This window comes from Paracoccus salipaludis (assembly GCF_002287065.1).
GTDB classification, from domain to species: Bacteria; Pseudomonadota; Alphaproteobacteria; order Rhodobacterales; family Rhodobacteraceae; genus Paracoccus; species Paracoccus salipaludis.
The window spans coordinates 1-22,197 of sequence record NZ_NSJZ01000024.1; the positions used below are offsets into that span (position 1 = coordinate 1).

Genomic DNA, 22,197 nt, shown 5'->3' on the forward strand with positions numbered 1-22,197 from the left:
GACCAACGGCCAGGTCGAGCGAATGAACCGCACGATCAAGGACGCGACCGTCAAACGCTTCCATTACGACGATCACGACCAGCTCCGCACCCACCTGTCAGACTTCATGGCAGCCTACAACTTCGCCCGCCGGCTCAAGACCCTCGGCGGGCTCACACCGTATGAATACATCTGCAAGATCTGGACATCCGAGCCAGACAGATTCATCCTAAATCCGATCCACCAGATGCCGGGACTGAACACCTAGGCTGACCATCAACGCGCGGCCCAGCGGTTCGTGAACGAGGTTGCGCTGGCCGTGCTGGACCGCGCAATCTTTGCCGCCTCCGGCGGCTGCGGCCTCAATGCCAAGGACTTTGTGTCGGCGATGACGGGTTGCGCCACGTAACCCCACTCCCGAGCCGGCGAGCTTTCATGAAGAACTCCGCTTGCGAGGTTTGCATTCATAATTCATAATTTCTGCGCGAGGTCGGCAAGACACGTGCTGCCCTCGACAAGGATCATGCAAGGAAGGGAGGCCGCGCGTGACACACCACCTCATTGCCATCGGCATGCTGATCGCGATGTTCGTCATCGCCACAGCATTGCCGATCAACATCGGCGTTCTGGCCTTCGTGGGCGCGTTCATCGTCGGGACGCTGCTTGCGGGGGACACCACAAAGGAAATCATCGCGGAATTTCCCAGCGGGCTGTTCCTGACGCTGGCCGGGATCACCTGGCTGTTCGCCCTGGCGCAGAACAACGGCACCATCGACTGGCTGGTCCGGTCGGCCGTCCGGGCGGTCAGGGGCCGCCTCGCCCTGATCCCGTGGATCATGTTCTCGATCTCGGCGGTGCTCACCGCCATCGGCGCCGTGACGCCGGGGGCTGTCGCCATCGTGGCGCCGATCGCGCTGAGCTTCGCCTTCCGCTACAAGATCTCGCCCCTGATGATGGGCATGATGGTGGCGATGGGGGCCTCGGCCGGGGCCTTCTCGCCCATCGGGATCTTCGGCAGCATCACCAACGGGGTGGTCGAACGCTCGGGCCTGCCGCTGAACCCGACCGTGACCTTCTTCGCAAGCTTCCTGTGCAATTTCGTCTGCGTGGTGCTCCTGTTCCTGCTTCTTGGGGGGCGCGAGCTGATGAAGGCCCGCGTTGACCTGGACCATACCGTAACCGTCCCGCATCTGGAGATCACCAAGCCCGCCACCGGCCCGCAGATCTTCGGCGACAGCGAGGCCGAGGCGCTGAGCCCGCGGATCGCCCGCGAGGCCGGGGGCGATCCCAACCGCCTGACGTCAGACCCGGCCAAGGGCGAGCTGCCCGACGGCAGCCCGATCCAGATCATCACCGTGCTGGGCCTTGCGGCCCTGGCGGTCATGGTGCTGGCCTTCAACCTCGACATCGGCTTCGTGTCGCTGACCATCGGCCTTGTCATCGCGCTGTGCCAGCCGAACCTGCAGAAGCGGGCGATGGCGCAGGTCGCCTGGCCCGAGATCATGCTGATCACCGGCGTCGGCACCTATGTCGCGGTGCTGGAGAACATGGGCACCATCGACTTCGTCGGCAACAGCGTGGCTTCGATGGCCTCGCCGCTGATGGCGGGGCTCTTGCTGTTCTACATCGGCGGGATCGTCTCGGCCTTCGCCTCGTCCACCGCGCTGCTGGGGGCGCTGATCCCGCTGGCGGTGCCCTTCCTGCAGGCGGGCACGGGCATCAGCCCCATCGCCTTCATCGCCGGCATGGCGGTGGCTTCGACCATCGTGGATGTCAGCCCCTTCTCGACCAGCGGGGCGCTGGTGCTGGCCAACGCGCAGGGCATCGACCGGCAGGTCTTCTATCGCCAGCTGCTGGGCTATGGCGCGCTGGTGACGGGGGTCGCGCCGCTGCTGCTGTGGCTGATCTTCGTGGTCATCCCCGGCTGATCGCATCCCGCGGATGCGGCGCGACCCCGCCGCATCCGCTTTGGCATTGACCCTCGGTGCCAAAAATTGCATTCATTATTCAAAATCAGACTCCGTAGGAGACAAGACCCATGACCCATGTGTTCGGTCGTCACTTCCTTCAGATCCCCGGCCCAAGCCCGGTGCCGGATCGTGTCCTGCGGGCCATGTCGGCGCAGGTCATCGACCACCGCGGCCCCGAGTTCGGCGAACTGGGCCTGAAGGCGCGGGCCGGGATGAAGACGATCTTCAAGACGCAGCAGGACGTCATCATCTACCCGTCATCGGGCACCGGCGCCTGGGAAGCGGCGCTGGCGAACGTCCTGAAGGAAGGCGACCGCGTCCTGATGTACGAGACGGGCCATTTCGCCACCCTCTGGAAGAAGATGGCCGAGAAGCTGGGCGTCCGGGCCGAGTTCATCGGCGGCGACTGGCGCTCGGGCGCCGACCCCGACCAGATCGAGCAGCACCTGCGCGCCGATACCGGCCACGAGATCAAGGCCGTCTGTGTCGTCCACAACGAGACCTCGACCGGTTCGGTCTCGCCCATCGCGGACGTGCGCCGCGCCATGGACGCGGCCGGCCACCCGGCCCTGCTGATGGTGGACACGATCTCGGGGCTGGCCTCGATCGACTTCCGCTTCGACGAATGGGGCATCGATGTCGCCGTCTCGGGTTCGCAGAAAGGCCTGATGCTGCCGCCGGGGATCAGCTTCAACGCGGTCAGCGGCAAGGCGCTGGAGGCCGCGAAGAACAACGGGATGCGGCGGTCCTACTGGGACTGGCAGGAGATGGTCGAGATCAACGGCAAGGGCTATTTCCCCTACACCCCGGCGACCAACATGCTTTACGGCCTCGTCGAGGCAATCGACATGCTGCACGAGGAGGGGCTCGACACCGTCTTCGCCCGCCACCAGCGGCTTGCCGCCGCGACCCGCGCCGCCGTGCGCGCCTGGGGGCTTGAGGTGCTGTGCAACCGGCAGGGGCATGAAAGCGGCGTGCTGACCACCGTGATGATGCCCGAGGGCCACAGCGCCGACGCCTTCCGCGCCGAGGCGCTGCGTCATTACAACATCTCGCTGGGAAGCGGTCTGTCCAAGGTCGCCGACAAGGTGTTCCGCATCGGCCACCTGGGCGACATCAACGACCTGACGCTGGTCGGCGCCCTGAGCGGCGTTGAAATGGCGCTGTCCAAGGCCAGGGTGCCGCATGAGAAGGGCGGCGTCGCGGCGGCGATGGAGCACCTGGAATCCACCCCCGCACCGGGCATCGACGCCTGAACGGGTTACGCCCCGGACCTTCGGGGCGCATCCCGCACGCATGCCGACAGGAGGAACGCATGACCCTGACACTCGACCTGGCCCGCAAACTGGCCGATCTCTGCCTCGACCGGGCGCGAGAGATGAACCTCAAGCCGCTGACCGTGGCGGTGCTGGACGCCTCGGGGCATCTCAAGGTGCTGCTGCGGCAGGATGGGACCAGCCTGCTGCGATCCGAGATCGCGCAGGGCAAGGCGCGGGGCGCCATCGGCATGGGCCTGGGCTCGCGCGCGCTGTACAACCGCGCGCAGGAACAGCCTTATTTCATCCAGGCGATGAACACGATCGCGGGCGGCAGCCTCGTGCCCGTGCCGGGGGGCGTCCTGATCCGCAAGGACGGAGAGATCATCGGCGCGGTCGGCATTACCGGCGACACCTCGGACAATGACGAGGCCTGCGCGGTCGCCGCCATCGAGGCTCTGGGCCTGCAGGCCGACGGGGGCTGAGGGTCTGGCGCGGGACGCGGCGGGGGTGGTAGGATCGCTGCCACCCCACCGGCTTTGCCGAAGAGAGGACGGGACGACCACTCCATGAACTTCGTGCCGGACACCCTCAAGCCCCCGCGCCGGACGACCCTGCACGAGGAGCTGACGCAGAGGCTGCGCGACCTCATCATCCACGGCGATCTGCAGCCGGGGATGAAGGTGCCGGAAAGGGACCTTTGCGAGGCCTATGACGTCTCGCGCACGCCCCTGCGCGAGGCGCTGAAGGTGCTGGCGAGCGAAGGCCTCGTCGTGCTGGAACCCAACCGCGGCGCCCGCGTCAGCCGGATCACGCAGGAGGATCTGGACGAGCTGTTCCCCGTGATGGGCGCGCTCGAGGCACTTGCGGGTGAGCTCGCCTGCCAGAACATCACTCCCGCCGAGCTTGAGGAGATCCAGGGCCATCACGCCGCGATGCTGGACCGTTACCGCGCGGGCGATCTGGCGGGCTATTACGCCGCGAACCAGAAGATCCACGAGGGCATCCTGTCCGCGGCCTGCAATCCGACCCTCACCGCCCACTACCGGGCGCTGTCGGCGCGGGTGCAGCGGGCGCGCTATGTCGCCAACACCACGCCCGACCGCTGGGCGCAGGCGGTCGACGAGCACGAGCGGATCATCACCCACCTTTCCGCCCGCGACGGCGCCAAGCTGGCCGCCACCCTGCGGCAGCATCTGGAAAACAAGCTGCGGGCCGTCAGCCAGTCCCTTGCCAGCCAGGCCGACGCGGCGGGCACGAGGCCCTGATTGCATTCAATCCACATGGCGATCTAGGCAGATTGCCGGCCCTCCGCTATGCTTCCCGCCCGGACAACAGGGATGGGGCGGATGAACGACCTGACGACACGCGAGGCGGCCACCTATCAGCGCATCGGCACCACGCTGCATGGCGAGATCCTGTCCGGGCTGCGCGATCATGTCGTGCATGGCGACCTGCCCGACGGCGCGCGCATCTCGGAACGCGAGCTTTGCGAGCGCTTCGGTGTCTCGCGCACGCCCCTGCGTGAGGCGCTGAAGGTTCTGGCCTCGGAAGGACTGATCGAGCTTCTGCCCAACCGCGGCGCCCGGGTGAAGGCGCTGACGCCCGACGAGATCGGAGAGCTTTTCGACCTCATGGGCGGGCTCGAGGCACTGGCCGGGCGGCTGGCCTGCGAGCGGATCACGCCCGCCGAGTTCGACACCATCGAGCAGGCGCACCGCGAGATGTATGCCTTCTATCTGCGCGGCGACCGGCCGGGCTATTTCGCCTGCAACCAGCAGATCCACGAGGCGATCCTTGCCGCCGCGGGCAACGGCGCCCTGTCGGCTGCGGCCCGCACGTTGCTGGGCCGCCTGCGCCGCGTCCGCTTCACGGCCAACATCGACGAACAGGGCGACCGCTGGCGCGAGGCGGTGCGCGAACACGAACTGATCCTGGACGCCCTGCGCCGCCGCGCCGGGGGCGAATTGGCGGACCTGCTGTTCGCCCATCTGCGCAGCACCAAGGACGCCATCCTGCGAAACCTTGCCGCGAAGTGAATACCAAGGTGCGGGTGAAACCGAATATTGTATTCAATCTGGCGGCCCGCTAACCTGCCGGGAACTCCCCGCAACTGGAAGGCACCGGCAGATGAACGCATCCACCAAGCCCCGCACCCCTCCGGCCGCGCGCAGCCGGGCCTTCCAGGCCGCGTTGGCCAAGGCGCTCGAAGGCGAGGTCCGCTTTGACGCCTTCACGCGCGGGCGCTACGCGACGGATGCCTCGATCTACCAGATCATGCCGCGCGCCGTGGCCTTCCCCCGGCACGAGGGCGACATCGCCGCGGCCCTTCAGGTCGCGGGCGAACATGGCGTGCCGGTCATCGCGCGGGGCGGCGGCACCTCGCAGAACGGCCAGCCGATCGGGGACGGGCTGATCCTTGACATGTCGCGGCATTTCAACGGCGTGACCGACTATGACCCGCAGGCCCGAACGGTCCGCGTCCGCCCCGGCACGGTCCTGACCACGCTGAACGACCAGCTTCGCAAGGACGGGCTGTTCTTCCCGGTCGAGCCCTCGACCGCCTCACGCTGCACCATCGGGGGGATGGCGGGGAACAACTCGTCCGGAGCGCGCTCGCTGCACTTTGGCAAGATGGTGGACAATGTGCTGGCGATCGACGGGATGCTGCCCGACGGCGAGCGCTTCTCGCTGGGCGAGGCGCCGCTGGCCACCCTGCCCCCTCGTGCACGCGGGATCATGGAACGCCTGACAGCCCTTGCCCGCGAGCACCGCACCGATATCGAGACGATCTTCCCCAAGGTCCAGCGCCGGGTCGGCGGCTACAACCTCGACGAGCTTCTGCCCGAGAATCCGAACTACTCGCACCTGCTGGTCGGGTCCGAGGGGACGCTGGCGCTGACCACCGGCGTCACGCTGAAGCTGTCGGCGCTGCCGAAGCACCGCGTCATGGGCGTCTGCCATTTCCCAAGCTTCCGCGACGCGATGGAAACGACGCAGCATCTCGTCGCGCTGGATCCGGTCGCGGTCGAACTGGTGGACAACAACGTGCTGGTGCTGGGCGCCGACATCCCGCTGTTCGTCCGCACGCTGAGCGACATCACGCGGGGCAAGCCCAACTGCCTGCTGCTGGTCGAATTCGCGGGCGACGACCTCGACGCGCTGAAGCGCGACCTCAGGCGGCTTGACCAGTGCATGGCCGACCACGGCTTTCCCGACGCGGTGGTCGAGGTGATCGAGCCCGCCCGGCAGAAACCCGTCTGGGACGTGCGCGAGGCCTGCCTGAACATCATGATGTCGATGAAGGGCGACGGAAAGCCCGTCTCATTCATCGAGGATTGCGCGGTTCCGCTGGAGCACCTCGCCGATTACACCGACGCCGTGACCGAGGTCTTCAGCAAGCATGGCACGGTCGGGACTTGGTATGCCCATGCCTCGGTCGGCTGCCTGCACGTCCGCCCGATCTTGAACATGAAGACCGAGGACGGCGCGCGGAAGATGCGCGCCATCGCCGAGGAGACCGCCGATCTGGTGCGCCGCTACAAGGGATCGTTCTCGGGCGAGCATGGCGACGGCATCTCGCGGTCGGAATTCATCGAGCCGCTGTTCGGCGCGAAGCTGACCCGTGCCTTCGAGCAGGTGAAGGACAGCTTCGACCCTGAGAACCGCCTGAACCCGAACAAGATCGTCCGCCCGCTGAAGATGGACGACCGCAGCCTGATGCGCTTCCCGCCGGGCTATGCGGTGACGCGGCCCGAAAGGACCGCCCTCGACTGGTCGGAGTGGGGCGGCTTCGGCGGCGCGGTCGAGATGTGCAACAACAACGGCACCTGCCGCAAGCTGGCGGGCGGGACCATGTGCCCGTCCTACCGCGCGACGCGCGAGGAACAGCACCTGACGCGCGGGCGGGCGAACTCGCTGCGGCTGGCGATCTCGGGGCAGCTTGGGCCGGACGCCTTCACCTCGCCCGAGATGAAGGAAACGCTGGACCTCTGCGTGTCCTGCAAGGGCTGCAAGCGCGACTGCCCCACGGGCGTGGACATGGCGCGCATGAAGATCGAGTTCCTGCACCATTACTACAAGAAGCACGGCCTGCCCCTGCGCGAGCGGCTGATCGCCAACCTGCCCCACCTGGCCCACCGCGCAAGCCGCCTTGCCCCGGCGCTGAACCTGCGCGACCGGATCCCCTTCGTCGCCCGGCTGTCGGAACGGATGCTGGGCTTTTCCGCCAAGCGCAGTCTGCCGAAATGGGGCAAGCCCTGGAAGGAAGCCCGGCCCATTGCGCGGCCCGAGGATGTCGTCGGCGACGGCCTCGACCTCGTCCTGTTCGGGGATACCTTCAACCGCTATTTCGAGCGCGAGAACCTTGAGGCCGCCGAGCGGGTGCTGCTGGCGGCGGGCTATCGGCTGCACCGCGTCCAGCCTGCGGGATCGACCCGGCCCATGTGCTGCGGGCGGACCTGGCTCGCTTCAGGGCAGACCGACGAGGCGCGGGCCGAGGTCCGCCGCTCAATCGACGCGCTGCGGCCCTTCGTGGAACGGGGCGCGCGGGTCGTGGGGCTGGAGCCGTCGTGCATCCTGACCTTCCGCGACGAGATGACGGCGCTGCTGCTGGCGTCCGAAACCGGCTTCCTCGACGGCAAGGCGCTGCTCTTCGAGGAGGTGCTGGCGGCCGACCTGAAGGCGGGCCGCATCACGCTGCCGCTGGCCGACCAGGGGGGGCGGGTCGCGCATCTGCACGGGCATTGCCACCAGAAGGCCTTCGACGTGATGGGCCCTGTCGAAACCGTCCTGCGCAGCGTGCCGGGGCTAGAACTGAAGGTGATCGAAAGCTCCTGCTGCGGGATGTCGGGGGCCTTCGGCTATTCCACCGAGAACCACGAGGTCTCGATGAAGATGGCCGAGCTGTCGCTGCTGCCCGCCGTCCGCAAGGCCGGGCCGGACGACCTGATCGTGGCCGACGGCACAAGCTGCCGCCACCAGATCCACGACGGCGCCGACCGGCAGGCCATCCATGTCGCGCGGGTGCTGGATCAGGCGCTTGTGCAGTAAGAGGCCGGGCCCTGCGCCCGGCCGTCCCCTTCAGCCGCGATAAAGGTCAGCGAATCGGTCGCGCAGCAGGTTCTTCTGCACCTTGCCCATGGTGTTGCGCGGCAGCTCGTCCAGGAAGACCACGCGCTTGGGCAGCTTGAACTTCGCCAGCCGCGACTCGAGCGGAGCCAGCACGGCGGCCTCGGTCAGGGAGGGGGTGCCGGAAGGGACGACGACCGCCGTCACGCCCTCGCCGAAGTCGGGATGCGGCAGGCCGATCACGGCGGACTCGGTCACACCGGGAAGGGCGTCGATCTCGCTCTCGACCTCCTTCGGATAAACGTTGAAGCCGCCGGTGATGATCAGGTCCTTGCCGCGCCCGACGATCTGCAGGTAGCCGCGTTCGTCGAAGCGGCCGAGATCCCCGGTGATGAAGAAGCCGTTCGGTCGCAGTTCCGCCGCCGTCTTCTCCGGCATCCGCCAGTAACCCTGGAAGACGTTGGGGCCGCGCACCTCGATCATGCCGATCTCGCCCTGCGGCAGGGGCGCGCCGGTCTCGGGGTCGGTCACGAGGATCTCGACGCCGGGCAGCGGCAGACCCACGGTGCCCGCGATCCGCTCGCCCTCGTAGGGGTTCGAGCTGTTCATGTTCGTCTCGGTCATGCCGTAGCGTTCGAGGATCGCGTGGCCGGTCCGCGCCTGCCAGGCGCGATGCGTGTCCGCCAGCAGCGGCGCCGAGCCCGAGATGAACAGCCGCATGTTCCGGGTCGCCCCGGCGTCCAGCCGCGCATCGCCAAGCAGGCGGACATAGAAGGTCGGCACCCCCATCAGGACGGTGGCGCGCCCCATCGCTTCGAAGATGCGGTCCGGGTCGAACTTCGGCAGGAAGATCATTGAGCCGCCCGACAGTAGCACCACGTTCGTCGCCACGAACAGCCCGTGCGTGTGGAAGATCGGCAGCGCATGGATCAGCACGTCCCGGGCCGTGAAGTGCCAGGCATCGACCAGCGCCAGCGCGTTGGACGCCAGGTTGCCGTGGCTGAGCATCGCCCCCTTGGACCGCCCCGTCGTGCCCGAGGTGTAGAGCAGCGCGGCGAGGTCGCCGTCCTCGCGCGGCACGGTGGCGAAATCCTCGGCCGCGCCCTCGGCGGCCTCCGTCAGGCTTCCCTGCCCCGCCGCGTCCAGAGTCAGCACCCGCGCCCCGGCCTTTTCGTCGGCGGGTCGCAGCGCCTCGGCGCGAGCCGGGTCGCAGACGAAGATCCGCGGCTCGGCATCGGTCAGGAAATACTCGACCTCGGCCGGGGTGTAAGCGGTGTTCAGCGGCAGGAACACGGCCCCGGCCCGAACGACCGCCAGATAGAGGATGATCGCCTCGACCGACTTTTCCACCTGCACCGCCACGCGGTCCCCCGGCGCGACGCCGAGGGAAGCCAGCGCATTGGCCATGCGCCCGCTGCGGGCGATCAGCCCGGCATGTGTGATGCGCGCGCCGCCGGGGGTCTCGATGGCGGTGGCCTCGGGGTCGGCGACGCGCCCGGCGATGCTGTCGAAAATGTTCATGGCAGGCTCCGGCAGGAAAGGTCGGGGGCGTTCAGGTCGGGCGCGAGGATGCAGATGGCATGGGCGTCACGGGGAGGACCCGTGGTGATCCTGACCTGTCCCCCGATGCGCATCGCGGCCCCTTGCGTGCTGCTCGTTCGTAGCGGCGGCGCCCGGCCCGGGCAAGCGCATCTGCCGGGGGCACGGGGACCTTCCGGGCGTTGCCCCCTGCGCCCCGGTCACGAGGCGGGCGGGACCGGGGCCATGCCGGCCTGCGCCACGGCCTTGCGGTCGAAGCTGAAGGTCGCGCGGCAGCCGGCCTCGCGTCCCGCCAGCGCGATCATGTGGTCGGAAAAGCCCGCGCCGCCGCCGCGATAGCGTTCGACCGCAAGGCCGGTGCGGTCGGGGGATTCCACCATCAGCTCGCGCGCGGCCAGAAGCCCGTCCAGCGCCGCAGCGATCCGGTCGCGCGGCAGGTCATAAGCGCGTTCCAGCACCCAGACGAGTTCGACCACCACCTCGCGGCACAGGAAGCCCGGCTCAGCCTCGGTCAGCCCCGCAAACAGCGCATTTGCCCGCGCGGACTGTGCGGGGTCGTCCTGGGTCAGGAAGCGCACGACCACATTCGTGTCGAGCGCGATCATTCCCCTTGTGCGCCCCCGGCGATCGCGGCCTCCATCTCGTCCAGCGAAACGGGGCGCCGGCCCTCGTGCCGCAGGATGCCGGCCAGCGCGGCCACGGGCTGCGCCCGCATCAGGCGGACCTGCCCGTCGTCGAGGATGACGTAGCGCAGCCGGTCGCCCGGCCCGAGGTCGAGCACCTGCCGCACGGCCCTCGGCAGGGTGGTCTGGCCCTTGATGGTGACGGTCGACTCGGACATGGCGGCGGCCCTTCGGAGTAATGCGATATGAGGTTTCGCATTACATAGCAGGGCGCGAGGACCGGATCAAGCACGCCGGGCCACTTGCAGTCTAGCCTGGAGAGGCCGGAGACCCCGATCTCGCCCCCCACCCTGGGACAGGCGGCCCGCGCTATGGAAAAAGGGCTGGCTGTGGTAGTGGCCTGCCTGCCCACAGGGTCCCTGACCGGATAGCCCCCTGCCTGTGCGCGACGAGCGGGCTGTCAGCCCCTGCGGCCCGCGCATGGGAGAGGTCGCCACCCTGCGCCTCTATGCGCAAATCGACATGGCCGCCTGCCAGCGCGATTCCCGCTGACCCTCATTGTTGGAACCCAGCCGCACAGCGCCATCGCGCAATTAAGGAGAAACTTGTCCGTCGTCTTGCCCGTGATGCCCAGCCTGCTCACGAGTTGGAGCCTCCGGTAAACCCGCCGAGGCATCGGCCCGCGTGCCGAACCTTTCGGCATGCAAGGCTGAGACAATATTACAGGATCACGCTTAACACGTATGCTCGCTGACGCGTAGGGCACCTCGGCCCAAGCCAGGCTTACCGCGCCAGCCTCGCCCATCCAACGGACCAACACGGAATCTCATCGATATGTCGGTCCACTAACGGCCCGACAATCCTGCCTCATCGTTCACAAAGAGCGATTTGGCTACAATAGCTGCCGCTTCTCAATCGGCCGCGGCAGTCTAGGAAGCCACAAGGCACGGATGCAAGACACCGCATTTGAAGGCCAGGAAACGTCCATCGTCGTTGCCAACGATCGGGCCCATCGGCTCAGGCATCCATCCCAGGCGACGGGCCATTCTCATGAAGGCGGGCGGGCCCAGAAACAGGCAACTCGTCGCGCCTATTGCGAACAGGTGCTTGTTCGACTCGCGCAATATCTCTTCTGCCACCCCCGGTGGATCGGACACTGCGGCAAGGCGCGTCAGCTCCCAGACATTGGGATCAATGGGAGGCGGGCTTGAGCAAAGCGTTGCAGGCATTCCGGGCAATATGCCCAAGTGAGCATCACGGATCATATAGGTGTAGACGACCCGTCCGGTTCCGAGGGTCGCGTCGGTGCGCTTCAGTCTGGCGCCCCCAAGGACCTGACTGTCCGAATGCGCGATCACATAAGTCGTGTCGATCGTATCATATTGCTCGAATTCGACGTCATCCATATGATAAAGTGGCCAAGCCATGCGATCAACGAACACCTTCTTCCTGAATCGCATGAATTCCTGAACAAGATTCACCTTCTCGAACTGGCGCGGCAGTTCGATCACTGACACCTGAAATCCCAGTTCTCTTGAATTTTCATCAATGCTGGACACTATTACTCTCCAACTCAAACACCCGCGCTGCACCAAGAAACTGACGGCTCCCGCCTGGGTGGACCAGCCAGATCCCATGCGTTGTAACTTCCAGGCGCACAATGCCTTCAACGGCATAGGCCGTGAACACCGTCTGGAGCGTTTCCGCCATGTCCTGCGTGAACTCCGCGACCGCCATGACTTCGAACCGCTTTGCCATGCCTGGTCCCTTCGGAAGATCTTTGCGAAGCACTATCAGGCGTTGCAAAGATGTCTTCCCCTCTTCTCCTGTTTGTCTCCCTCTGGTATAGCCGATCGGCTACATCGCAACGGATTTCTCCATGATTGATGACCTGATCCCGAACTTCTCGCGTGAGCTTGAGGACCTGAACGCGATTGCCCCCGCCGGGTGGGCGGTCGGATTCAATTATCGCTGGACGGGTCCTGAGCACCTGTTCACCGGCTACCCACAGACGTGGCGCGATGAATATGAGGGAAACAACTACGCGATCGGAGATCCCGTTCTTCTATGGATGATGAGCAAGAACAGCGGCCACACCCGCTGGTCTGCCATTCGCACCCCTGACCTGCGCGGCGTCATGGAGAAGGCCCGCAGGCACAACATCAACTACGGTGTCGCCTACACGCGACGTGTCGGACTGACGAAGTCGTTCCTGTCTGTTGCACGTGCCGATCGTGAATTGACGGACGAGGAAATCCTCACCTACGACGCGAAGTTCAATGTCTGGGTCGATCTGCTTCTCAACCGGGCCGCACTGACACCGGGCGAGCTCCAGGTGCTCTCCTGCTTCCGCAACGGCCTGGGGCAGACAGAGACCGCCGAGGCCCTGGGAGTGTCTGCGGCCACGGTCAAGCAGCGGTTCATGAAGGCTTGTGCAAAGCTCAATGCGTCGACCCGCACACAGGCCGTCGCCATCGCCGTGGCACGCAACTACATCTGATGAGCTTTGCAGCAGCCGGTTGGTTGAGGCTCAGACTCATCGGTAGTCAAAGCCAGAAGGGAAGCGGCTTGGCCTTATCGGAGAAGCGTCATCGCCGAGGGCATCACAGCATATCCAGATGCAGGACGAGCGCCAGTATCGGAGGTTAATCAGTGAATGGATACCACCCGCCGGCCCGTCTGCACGGCGGGATCTCCCGGTGAGGGTCTGCCGGACCTGTCAAGTCCGGCCGGCTTCCCCGCTGGTCAGCGCAGCACCTTTCGGCCGGACGCCTGAGGCCTTGGCCAGGATTGCAAGCTTGCCGTGGAGGGTGCGGTAATCCGCATTGTGGTTGTAGGCACGGATCGCGTCCAGCAGCAGTTCCCATTCCGTTTTCGTCAGTCCTGATCCGTTTGCAGAGCTGTCTTGGCTGGTCATGTGAATGTCTCGGTCGCAAATATTGCATCTGGCATCATCGGAAGCGGAGCCCTCGAACAGCCGCCTGTCGAGGTGACAGCCTTGAGTGGGCCCGCCATGTTCTGCGTGAACTCCGCAACTGCCATGACCCCAACACGCCTGGTTCTGCATGGCTGCGCCGAAGCACCACAGGGATACTCTACCCGGCACTTCAAGGAAGTCCCGCGATTTGTCCGATTTATCACCTTCTGGTATAGCCAATCGGCTATACTGGGACCGCCCTGCTGCCTAAAATGCCCGGAGCGTCGCGGATCGCACGGCGCGATCTGTCCCGGAATCGCTGCCTGGCCAAGCCTCACCCCGGAGCACGGCGGCGGTGGTTTTTCTCGAAAGATCAGGCCATTGCCGCAGGACGCGCGCCTTGATGTGGTTATGTGGCGCAGACCAAGAACAGATTGAGGTCGTTGAGCCTTTCGACCTGTCCCTGGCAGCAAAGTACTGGCAACTGGGCGCATTCCAGCGCGCCGGGACCAGGCTCTCGTTCCGGCCGGCAGCAGGCTTCGGTCCTCTGGTGCCGACGTCCGGGTGGGCACATGGCCTCCGATCTTCACGCCACTCGCTGTGCCGACGCCGACCGGCAGTTCATCGTGCAGCACGGTGAACTGGCCTCTATCATTCACGCTACCTTAGGCTGGCTGATCGATCCGCGCGGACGCGCCCGCGATTGAGGCCCTGAGATGTAGCTTGAGCGGCACAGAGGGGACCTGCCCAAGTGGACGGCCCAGGCGCAGAGGCTCAAACACGGCCCTCGGCACCGTCACCAGATCAATGCTTTCCGGTCGTGCCCACCACATCGAACGGTTAGCTGGTGGCAGCTGAGCTGGCCATCGCCGCGCTGCTGTCCCTAAGCGCGCTGCTGCATCAATCATCCGGTTCGGGCGAACTCATCACGGCAGCCGCTCACAGGACCACCACTGCGATCATGAACGAGACCATTCGGCTTGCCCGGTCGGCGGGCATAAGGACTGAAACGCAGCCGGATCCTCTTCCTTCTTGCAGCAGACGATCAACCGGCTCCGCTCCGGTGAAGCACTCTCTGTTGCAGGAAAAGGGCGGCGATGTCATCGCCGCCCATTATCTTAGCGGGTGTCGGGTGACGGTGGGCTGGCCTACGAAAGGTCACGGTCAATGGCGCTTCGCCTCTTCGGCGAAGGATGCTTTTGCTGCGTCCTATTCAGGCCGACGGAGTCTCTCACCCACGACACTCATCGTCCTTGCCTGTTTCGTCGTCGCGGTCGAGCCATGCCGGGCGCCTTTGCGCCCCGGTGCGGGCGAAAGCGCGCGAGCTGGCTTGCCCTGCTGTTTCGGACACAAGCAGCAACGCCGGGCGAAGCGCCCGGCGTTGCTTCGGAATTAGGTGAGCGTTCCCGCACGTTTCTGAACCAAGATGCTCAGGCTTCCTCCTCCTGGAACGCCTCCTCACGGGTCTTGCGGAAGCTGGGCAGGATCATCAGCGTCAGCAGGATCACGGTCGCCACCAGCATTGTCAGGCTGATCGGGCGCTCGACGAAGATGCTCGGGTCACCCTGGGTGATCAGCATCGTGCGGCGCAGGTTCGCTTCCAGCAGCGGACCGAGGACAAAGCCCAGCAGCAGCGGCCCGGGCTCGCACTTCGCCTTTCGGAAGGCATAGCCCAGCAGGCCGAAGCCTGCGGCCAGAACTACGTCGAAGATGCGGTTGTTCATGCTGTAGACGCCGATGCAGCAGAACAGGAGGATCGCCGGGTAGAGCAGCCGGTAGGGCACCGTCAGCAGCCGCACCCACAGCCCGATCAGCGGCAGGTTGATGACGACCAGCAGCAGGTTGCCGATCCACATGCTGGCGACAAGGCCCCAGAAGATCTCGGGCTGGTTGGTCAGCACCGAGGGACCGGGGGTGATGCCGTGGATCATGAAGGCCGACAGCATCATCGCCATCATGTTGTTGGACGGGATCCCCAGCGTCAGCAGCGGGATGAACGAGGATTGCGCGGCGGCGTTGTTGGCGGCCTCGGGCGCGGCCACGCCCTCGACCACGCCGGTGCCGAATTTCTGCGGATGGCGCGACACCTTCTTTTCCAGCGAATAGGCGCTGAAGGAGGCAAGCGTCGCGCCGCCTCCCGGCAGCAGGCCCAGGAAGGTCCCGATGCCCGTCCCGCGCAGGACAGCGCGCCACGAGGCGCGGAAGTCCTCGCGCGTGGGCCAGAGCCGGGTCAGGGGCGCGACACTGACGCCTTCCGACCCCGACCGCTCAAGGTTGGTGATGATCTCGGCAAAGCCGAAGACGCCGATGGCAATGACGATGAAGTCGATGCCGTCGAACAGTTCCAGCGCGCCGAAGGTAAGCCGTTCCGCGCCCGTTTCCGCGTCCGTCCCGACCATGCCCAGCAGCAGCCCGAACAGGATCATGCCGATGGCCTTCAGCACGAGGCCGCTGGCCAGGATGGTGGCGGCGAGCAGACCGAACAGCATGAGTGAGACATACTCGGCCGGGCCGAACGACAGGGCGAAGCCCGACAGCGTGGGTCCGGCCAGCGCGATGGCGAAGGTCGCGACTGTTCCCGCGAAGAACGACCCCAGCGCGGCGACGGCCAGCGCGGCGCCCGCGCGGCCCTGACGCGCCATCTGGTAGCCGTCCAGCGCGGTGACGACCGAGGACGCCTCGCCCGGCAGGTTGACCAGGACTGCCGTGGTCGAGCCGCCGTATTGCGCGCCGTAATAGATCCCGGCCAGCATGATGATCCCGGCAAGCGGCGGCAGGAAGAAGGTGATCGGCAGCAGCACCGCGATGGTTGCCGTCGGCCCGATGCCGGGCAGCACCCCGATCAGCGTGCCCAGAAGCGCGCCGATCAGGCAGAAGCCGAGGTTGGCGGGCGTCATCGCCTCGCCGAAGCCCAGCATCAAAAGATCCAAAAACTCCATCACACCCCTCCCAAAGGTGATGTTGCGGCACTCAGACCGGCCAGAGCGGCACCTGCACGCCCAGCGCCTTCACGAAGACCAGCGCGCCGAAAGCGGTCAGCCCTGCCGCGAGCAGCAGCACGGTGCGCCAGCGCCCGCCGGGGTCCGCCAGCGAACCGGCGATGACCAGCCACAGCGACGCCACGACAAAGCCCAGGTGCGTGACCGCAAAGGCGAAGCCGACAATGGCCACGGTGATGACGATCAGCGGCCGCGCGCGCACGGCCTCGATGGCCACGCCAGGGCGCCGCAGAGCGGGGATGCCCACGAGCAGTCCGACCGCGACCAGCAGCAGGCAGACGATGCGGGGCATGAAGCCGGGGCCCATCCGCGCGAGCGAGCCGAAGTCGAGATGCCGGGACATGACCAGTCCCAGCAGCCCAATTCCAATGAACAGCCCGGCAGTCAGCAGGTCGGGGTGGTCGCCCTTTTGCGAGCCGGGGGCGGCCATTACTGCCCGCCCTCGACCAGCGCGAGGATCTCGCGGAAGCGATCAAGCCGCGCGGGCATCTGCGCCGTCCAATCCGTGCCCGACAGGTAGGACAGCGGCAGTTGCTGCTGCTTGGCCTTTTCCTGGAACTCGGGATTCGCCAGCGCAGTCTCGATCGCCTGCGCCAAACGGGCGCGGTCGGCCTCGGGCACGTCGCAGCGCGCGGCCAAGCCCCGCTCGGACGACATCAGCACGTCGAAGCCCTGCTCCTTGGCGGTCGGCAGGTCGGGGGCCAGCGTCGAGCGCGCTTCGGCGAACTGCGCCAGCGCCCGGACGGCGTTCTGGTCGCTGGTCGTGTATTCCGCGACGTTGAGCCCGATGAGGTTGACATGACCGCCCAGCAGCGCGGTCTTGGCTTCGTTCGCGCCGGCAAAGGGCACCGCCGTTAGGTCGATCCCTGCCGCCTGCTCCAGTTGCAGCATGGCCAGATGCTCGTCGGTGCCGACGCCGGTGGTGCCCACGGACACCGCGCCCGGGTTCTCCTTGGCATACGCCACCAAGTCGGCCAGCGTCTGATACTCGGACTCGGCCTGCACGATGAAGGTGCCGGGGTCCTCGACGATGCGCGCCAGAGGGCAGATCGCCGCGGGGTCGAAGCGCAGCTTGCGGTCCACCTGCATGGTCAGGAAGCCGGGCGTGTTCAGCGACGAGATGGTGTAGCCGTCGGGCTTGGCCTGCGACAGCGCGGTATAGGCGATCTCGCCCGAGGCGCCGGGGCGGTTCATCACCGGGATCTGCGTGCCCAGTTCGGCCTCGACGAAGGGGGCCAGCGTGCGCAGCATGATGTCGGTGCCGCCGCCCGGCGCAAAGGCCACGATCATCTCGATCGGGCGGTCCGTCGGCCAGTCGGCCCAAGCCGCGCCCGCCACCGACAACATGGCCGACGCCAGTGCCACGGATTTCAGTGCAGTCATGTGTCTTCCTCCCTTTTGCGCCGGCAGTGCCGGGCGCATCCTCCTCAACCCTCGGCGGGCATCTCGCAACCCAGCCGCTTCAGCGCGGCATCGACCCAGGCGCGGTCGTTCGTGCCGGCCTCGATCGCGGCCATCTGCTTCGCCTCGGCATCCTGCTTGGCTTGGGTCGCGGCCAGCACCGCCTCGGCCGCGTCATAAGACACGGCCAGCACCCCGTCGGCGTCGCCCAGGACCAGATCGCCCGGCTCGATCACCATGCCGTCGATGGCGATGGGGACGTTGATCTCTCCCGGCCCGTCCTTGTAGGGGCCGCGGTGGGTGACGCCCGCCGCATAGACCGGCAGGTTGACCTGGCGGAAGGCGTCGGCGTCCCGGATCGCGCCATTCAAGACAAAGCCCGCGACGCCGCGCTTGACCGCATAGGCCAGCATCAGCTCGCCCATCAGCGAGTTCGTCAGGTCGCCCCCGGCATCGACCACGATCACGTCGCCGGGCTGGGCCATGTCGATGGCCTTGTGCAGCATCAGGTTGTCGCCGGGGCGTGCCCTGACCGTCAGCGCCGGACCCGCCAGCACGCCCTCGCGGTGCATCCGGGTCAGACGTGGACCCGCGGCGGTCATCCGGCTCATGCTGTCGCTGACATTGGCGACCGGAAGCGCCTTGAACTGCGCGACAAGTTCCGCCGGGACAGCGCGGGCGCGGGGCAGGATGCGGAAACCGATGGTCATGTGAAACTCCGTTGGCTCAGGCGACGGCCGCAGCAAGCGCCGCACGGTTGATGATGCGCGGCGCAGGCACCTGGCGGCCCGCCAGCAGATCGATGATGCCCTGCGCGGCCTCGGTGCCGACGCGGGCGTTGGCGGCGACGGTGACACCGCCGATATGCGGGGTCATGACCAGCCGCGGCTCAGCCCAGAAGGGATGATCCGCAGGCGGCGGTTCCTGCGCGAAAGTGTCCAGGCCCGCGCCGCCGATGCGCCCCTCGGCCAGGGCGGCGGCCAGCGCCGCCTCGTCGATCAGGCCGCCCCGCGCGGTGTTGACGATGATCGCGTCCGCCTTCATCAGCGCCAGCCGCCGGGCGTCGATCAGGTCGCGCGTTTCAGGCGTCAGCGGCGAATGCAGGCTGATCACGTCCGACATCGCCAGCAGCCGGTCCAGATCGTCGATCCGGGTGACTTCTTCCTCGGCGAAGGCCTCATCCGCGCAGAAGGGGTCGTAGGCTACGACGTCCATCCCGAAGGCGCGGGCGAAGCGCGCGGTCTGCCGGGCGATTGCCCCAAAGGCGACGAGGCCCAGGGTCGATCCCGCAAGCTCGCGTCCCTTGAAGCCCGGCTTTTCCCAGCGGCCCTCGCGCAGGCCGCGGTCCAGCGGCAGCAGGCGCTTGGCGACTGCAAGCATCAGCGCGATCGCGTGCTCGGCGACGGAAACTGCGTTCGCGCCGGTTGCCACCAGCACCGGAATGCCACGGCGGGCAGCCTCGGCTGTGTCGATGTTGTCCACGCCGACGCCGTGCTTGGAGATGACGCGAAGGCTGGGCGCGGCATCGAGAACCGCCGCATCGATGCGGCCCATGCGCGAAATGATCCCGACAGGATCGGCTTCCCTCACGGCATCCAGCAGTCCGTCGCCCGAACTGTAGGGCGGCACGTAGACTGGCGTCAGCCCCGCGTCTTCCAGCAGTTTGACAGCAGCCGGCGCCAGGCTCGGGCCAGTGATCAGAACCTTGTCGGACATTTTTCCCCCAGACGGCGCGCCCGTTCTCCTCCGGGCGGCAGCAGTGGGATAGCAGTAGATCTTGTTAAAAAAAGCGCATAATAATGGAGTTCAACTTAAGACGATCTGGACAAGTGGATACGCGGCAGCTCAGGACACTTCTGGCGATCGTCGATCATGGCGGGTTTTCCCGCGCGGCTGGTGTCGTCAACCTGACGATCTCGGCCGTCAGCCAGCAGGTTCAGGCACTCGAGCAGGAGGTCGGCGCCGCACTTTTCGACCGCAGCACCCGCCCCCCACGGCTGACGGTGGCGGGGCAGCAGCTTGTCGAGGCGGCCCGGGAACTGGTCCGCACCGCCGAGAACGCCATTGATGCCATCTCGGGGCGCAAGGTGATCGGCACGTTCTCGCTGGGCTCGGTGCGAACGAGCGCCCTGTCTCTGCTGCCGCGCGCCATTGTCAGGCTGAACGCCCTTCATCCCGAACTGCGCATCCAGTTGCGCGTCGGCCTGTCCGAGACGCTGCTACAGGATGTCGTCTCCGGAAGGCTTGATGCCGCGATGGTCGCCGAATACGGCAACTTTCCGTCGTCGCTGCGATGGCGGCCTTTCCTGGACGAGCCGCTGTTCGTAGTGGCTCCGCCGAACACGGCAGCAACCACAGCGGACGAGCTTCTGACCGGGCACCCGTTTATCCGGTTCCGCGCGAACGTGCCCTTGGCCCATCTGATCGACCTGGAACTGGCGCGCCTGAACCTGCCGCTGTCCGAGATCGCACAGATCGACACGATCTCCGCCATCACCGCCTGCGTCGCAAACGGCTTGGGTGTTTCGATCGTGCCGCAGGTCGCCATCACGGATTGCGCGGCCGAACTGGTGAAGGCTCCCTTCGGCTCGCCTCAGCTGCACCGCAAGATCGGACTGGTTGAACGAAGAACCGCACCGCGTGCCGGCCTCATCTCGATGCTGCACCGCCTGCTGGTCGAAGAGAGTGGACCGCACGGGGTGAACATGGACGACTTATGAGCAGTCACTCATGTTTTCGGGTCGGGCATACGCCGGGTGCACTGCCGAAGTGGCGGACAAGGAGATCTGACCTTCGATCGATGGAAGGCAAGTGTTCGAGGCAGCCGTGACTGCTCCCAGAATGCATATCCACTGCAGAAGCAGCAAGCATCGGCGGGCGCTGGCCGGAAACTTCCGCTTCCGCATACCGGCTAGGGGAGAGACATGCTGGCGTTTTTCAAAGAAATTGTAGTTGAGCCGGGTAGATGTTCAGAGCAGCGATCAGGACGCGCGGATTGCGATACGCGCCATTGACGAAGCTCAGCCCTTTACACGAGGCCTTGCTAGAGCGCTTGGCCAAATCCACGCGCTCGCGCAGTAAACTCATGAAACTGGCCGCGGGCTGCAGTGTTGCCGCAACCGCGCGGCGTGCAATTGCGGTATGGAGATCGTCATGTGCCTCCAACTGGATGGACGCCTGCATGCCGAGCTTCGGCAATCCCGCCTGTAGCGCAGCCAGAGAATGGGGAATACCACTGGCGCATCAGCGACCTGCGTCGGGCGTCCTCCAACTCCGTCTGCGCGCAGCTGGAGCTTCCGTCCTTCCCAAGGCACGCAAGATGTGCACGAGATGGGTAAGCAGTACTCTAACGACGAGCGCGTGTAGCTGATGCGGCTTGGTGACGGCAGCCAGACCAGGGCCCACGGTCCAATAGAATCTGACAAAGCCTCTGGGAGCGGCCGCGCGCATGAGTTGGTAGTCTCTGAACTGGCGCCAAGCCATTACGTCAGGGTGCATGCGATCTCCAAACGCGGCCGTCGCTACAAAGTAAGCTCTACCTGAGGCTGAATTATATTCTTGCTTTTCCTCCTAAGGGGGATTAGGCACGTATTCGGGATCCTCATCATCTGGAGGATAGGTTGGCTCCGTTTCCGGGTCTACGGGCTCTGTTCCAGGATCAACGGGCTCCGTTCCAGGATCAACGGGCTCCGTTCCAGGATCAACGGGCTCCGTTCCAGGATCAACGGGCTCCGTTCCAGGATCAACGGGCTCCGTTCCAGATTCCTCAGGTTCTGTTTCAAAATCGACGGGCTCCGTTCTAGGGTCAGGACCCATTGATCTGCCTGCTGCTGCGTGATTCAGGCTCCGCAAGGAGACTGGCAGATGAGCAACCGTTTCTGGCTGACCGATGAGCAGGTGGCGCGGCTCCGGCCCTTCTTTCCGAAGAGCCATGGTAAGCCGCGTGTTGATGATCGGCGTGTGGCTCTAGTGGCATAATCTTCATCAACCGCAACGGGTTACGATGGCGGGACGATCCCCGAGAGTATGGTCCCGCGAAGACGCTTTACAGCCGTTGGAAGCGGTGGGGCGACATGGGCGTCTTTGCTCGTATCATGGAGGGGTTGGCCGCGGAGGCCTCCGAACCGAAGACGATCATGATTGATGCCACCTACCTCAAGGCGCACCACACGGCGACCAGCCTATGGTCGAAAAAAGGGGGCGCGGCCGACTGATCGGTCGGACCAAGGGTGGCATGAACACCAAGTTGCATGCCGTCACCGATGCCCATGGACGGCCAATCCGGTTCTCCATGACCGCAGGCCAGGTCAGCGACTACACTGGCGCCGCGGCCTTGCTGGGAGGTTTACCCTCAGCGGAATGGTTGCTGGCCGACCGGGGCCATGATGCCGACTGGTTCAGAAATGCGCTGAAAGACAAAGGGATCACTCCCTGCATCCCGGG

The 22,197-nt window shown here is 65.9% G+C and carries 23 protein-coding genes and 2 pseudogenes; 12 read left to right on the top strand and 13 right to left on the bottom strand.

Annotation, left to right across the window (positions count from 1 at the left end; translation table 11 throughout):
• The 7 genes from CK240_RS15820 to CK240_RS15850 all read left to right on the top strand — a co-directional run.
• A partial coding sequence (locus CK240_RS15820) for an integrase core domain-containing protein (RefSeq protein WP_167650080.1) occupies nt 1-247 on the top strand: 247 nt, incomplete at its 5' end.
• 277 nt (nt 248-524) lie between these two features.
• A complete protein-coding gene (locus tag CK240_RS15825) occupies nt 525-1,907 on the top strand; it encodes an SLC13 family permease (protein WP_095641293.1) in 1,383 nt (460 codons plus the stop codon).
• 110 nt (nt 1,908-2,017) lie between these two features.
• Entirely contained in the window at nt 2,018-3,205 is a 1,188-nt protein-coding gene (locus tag CK240_RS15830; protein ID WP_095641294.1) for a pyridoxal-phosphate-dependent aminotransferase family protein, read from the top strand.
• Between the two features lie 59 nt (nt 3,206-3,264).
• Nucleotides 3,265-3,690 (top strand): GlcG/HbpS family heme-binding protein, encoded by a 426-nt coding sequence (locus tag CK240_RS15835; protein ID WP_095641295.1) that lies wholly within the window; start codon nt 3,265-3,267, stop codon nt 3,688-3,690.
• A gap of 84 nt (nt 3,691-3,774) precedes the next feature.
• A complete protein-coding gene (locus CK240_RS15840) occupies nt 3,775-4,473 on the top strand; it encodes a GntR family transcriptional regulator (RefSeq protein ID WP_095641296.1) in 699 nt (232 codons plus the stop codon).
• A gap of 81 nt (nt 4,474-4,554) precedes the next feature.
• Nucleotides 4,555-5,244, top strand: a complete 690-nt coding sequence (locus CK240_RS15845; protein WP_205957877.1) for a GntR family transcriptional regulator — start codon at nt 4,555-4,557, stop codon at nt 5,242-5,244.
• A gap of 91 nt (nt 5,245-5,335) precedes the next feature.
• On the top strand, nt 5,336-8,257 hold the full coding sequence (locus CK240_RS15850) for an FAD-binding and (Fe-S)-binding domain-containing protein (protein ID WP_095641298.1): 2,922 nt from the start codon (nt 5,336-5,338) through the stop codon (nt 8,255-8,257).
• 30 nt (nt 8,258-8,287) lie between these two features.
• Here CK240_RS15850 and CK240_RS15855 read toward each other — a convergent pair whose 3' ends face one another.
• The 5 genes from CK240_RS15855 to CK240_RS18770 all read right to left on the bottom strand — a co-directional run bounded on the left by CK240_RS15855 (nt 8,288) and on the right by CK240_RS18770 (nt 12,195).
• Nucleotides 8,288-9,796: a malonate--CoA ligase gene (locus CK240_RS15855; RefSeq protein ID WP_095641299.1), complete on the bottom strand. Its 1,509-nt coding sequence runs from the start codon at nt 9,794-9,796 to the stop codon at nt 8,288-8,290.
• Nucleotides 9,797-10,014: 218 nt separating this feature from the next.
• Entirely contained in the window at nt 10,015-10,419 is a 405-nt protein-coding gene (locus tag CK240_RS15860) for a PIN domain-containing protein (RefSeq protein WP_095641300.1), read from the bottom strand.
• Entirely contained in the window at nt 10,416-10,655 is a 240-nt protein-coding gene (locus tag CK240_RS15865; protein WP_095641301.1) for a type II toxin-antitoxin system PrlF family antitoxin, read from the bottom strand. The genes CK240_RS15860 and CK240_RS15865 overlap by 4 nt, the downstream gene beginning before the upstream one ends.
• A 711-nt stretch (nt 10,656-11,366) precedes the next feature.
• Complete coding sequence (locus CK240_RS15870) at nt 11,367-11,948, bottom strand: acyl-homoserine-lactone synthase (RefSeq protein ID WP_167650081.1); 582 nt, start codon at nt 11,946-11,948, stop codon at nt 11,367-11,369.
• Between the two features lie 34 nt (nt 11,949-11,982).
• On the bottom strand, nt 11,983-12,195 hold the full coding sequence (locus tag CK240_RS18770) for a hypothetical protein (RefSeq protein ID WP_167650082.1): 213 nt from the start codon (nt 12,193-12,195) through the stop codon (nt 11,983-11,985).
• A 121-nt stretch (nt 12,196-12,316) separates the two neighbouring features.
• Between CK240_RS18770 and CK240_RS15875 the strand changes: the two genes are divergently transcribed.
• Nucleotides 12,317-12,937, top strand: coding sequence for a helix-turn-helix transcriptional regulator (locus CK240_RS15875; protein ID WP_095641303.1), 621 nt, complete (start codon nt 12,317-12,319; stop codon nt 12,935-12,937).
• 219 nt (nt 12,938-13,156) lie between these two features.
• Here the strand turns inward: CK240_RS15875 and CK240_RS15880 are convergent, their stop codons facing one another.
• Nucleotides 13,157-13,354, bottom strand: a complete 198-nt coding sequence (locus CK240_RS15880) for a hypothetical protein (protein WP_095641304.1) — start codon at nt 13,352-13,354, stop codon at nt 13,157-13,159.
• A 572-nt stretch (nt 13,355-13,926) separates the two neighbouring features.
• Here CK240_RS15880 and CK240_RS19475 point away from each other — a divergent pair.
• Complete coding sequence (locus CK240_RS19475) at nt 13,927-14,061, top strand: hypothetical protein (protein WP_276305606.1); 135 nt, start codon at nt 13,927-13,929, stop codon at nt 14,059-14,061.
• A gap of 140 nt (nt 14,062-14,201) precedes the next feature.
• Entirely contained in the window at nt 14,202-14,750 is a 549-nt protein-coding gene (locus tag CK240_RS18335; RefSeq protein WP_135058864.1) for a hypothetical protein, read from the top strand.
• Between the two features lie 34 nt (nt 14,751-14,784).
• Here CK240_RS18335 and CK240_RS15885 read toward each other — a convergent pair whose 3' ends face one another.
• Genes CK240_RS15885 through CK240_RS15905 form a run of 5 tightly spaced genes read right to left on the bottom strand, consistent with a single transcriptional unit; the run spans nt 14,785 to nt 19,470 of the window.
• Entirely contained in the window at nt 14,785-16,293 is a 1,509-nt protein-coding gene (locus CK240_RS15885) for a tripartite tricarboxylate transporter permease (RefSeq protein WP_095641305.1), read from the bottom strand.
• A 31-nt stretch (nt 16,294-16,324) separates the two neighbouring features.
• Nucleotides 16,325-16,783, bottom strand: a complete 459-nt coding sequence (locus CK240_RS15890; protein WP_095641306.1) for a tripartite tricarboxylate transporter TctB family protein — start codon at nt 16,781-16,783, stop codon at nt 16,325-16,327.
• Entirely contained in the window at nt 16,783-17,736 is a 954-nt protein-coding gene (locus CK240_RS15895) for a tripartite tricarboxylate transporter substrate binding protein (protein WP_095641307.1), read from the bottom strand. The genes CK240_RS15890 and CK240_RS15895 overlap by 1 nt, the downstream gene beginning before the upstream one ends.
• 44 nt (nt 17,737-17,780) lie before the next feature.
• Complete coding sequence (locus CK240_RS15900) at nt 17,781-18,464, bottom strand: RraA family protein (RefSeq protein ID WP_095641308.1); 684 nt, start codon at nt 18,462-18,464, stop codon at nt 17,781-17,783.
• A 16-nt stretch (nt 18,465-18,480) separates the two neighbouring features.
• Entirely contained in the window at nt 18,481-19,470 is a 990-nt protein-coding gene (locus CK240_RS15905; protein WP_095641309.1) for a hydroxyacid dehydrogenase, read from the bottom strand.
• Between the two features lie 113 nt (nt 19,471-19,583).
• Here CK240_RS15905 and CK240_RS15910 point away from each other — a divergent pair, with 113 nt between their 5' ends.
• On the top strand, nt 19,584-20,474 hold the full coding sequence (locus CK240_RS15910; protein WP_095641310.1) for a LysR family transcriptional regulator: 891 nt from the start codon (nt 19,584-19,586) through the stop codon (nt 20,472-20,474).
• A gap of 217 nt (nt 20,475-20,691) precedes the next feature.
• On the opposite strand, the gene CK240_RS18340 is transcribed toward CK240_RS15910, so the two are convergent.
• On the bottom strand, nt 20,692-20,937 hold the full coding sequence (locus tag CK240_RS18340; RefSeq protein WP_135058865.1) for a hypothetical protein: 246 nt from the start codon (nt 20,935-20,937) through the stop codon (nt 20,692-20,694).
• 60 nt (nt 20,938-20,997) lie between these two features.
• A pseudogene (locus CK240_RS19605) lies at nt 20,998-21,270 on the bottom strand (CFI-box-CTERM domain-containing protein); the annotation flags it as partial.
• A gap of 348 nt (nt 21,271-21,618) precedes the next feature.
• Between CK240_RS19605 and CK240_RS15915 the strand changes: the two are divergent.
• A pseudogene (locus CK240_RS15915) lies at nt 21,619-22,197 on the top strand (IS5 family transposase); the annotation flags it as partial.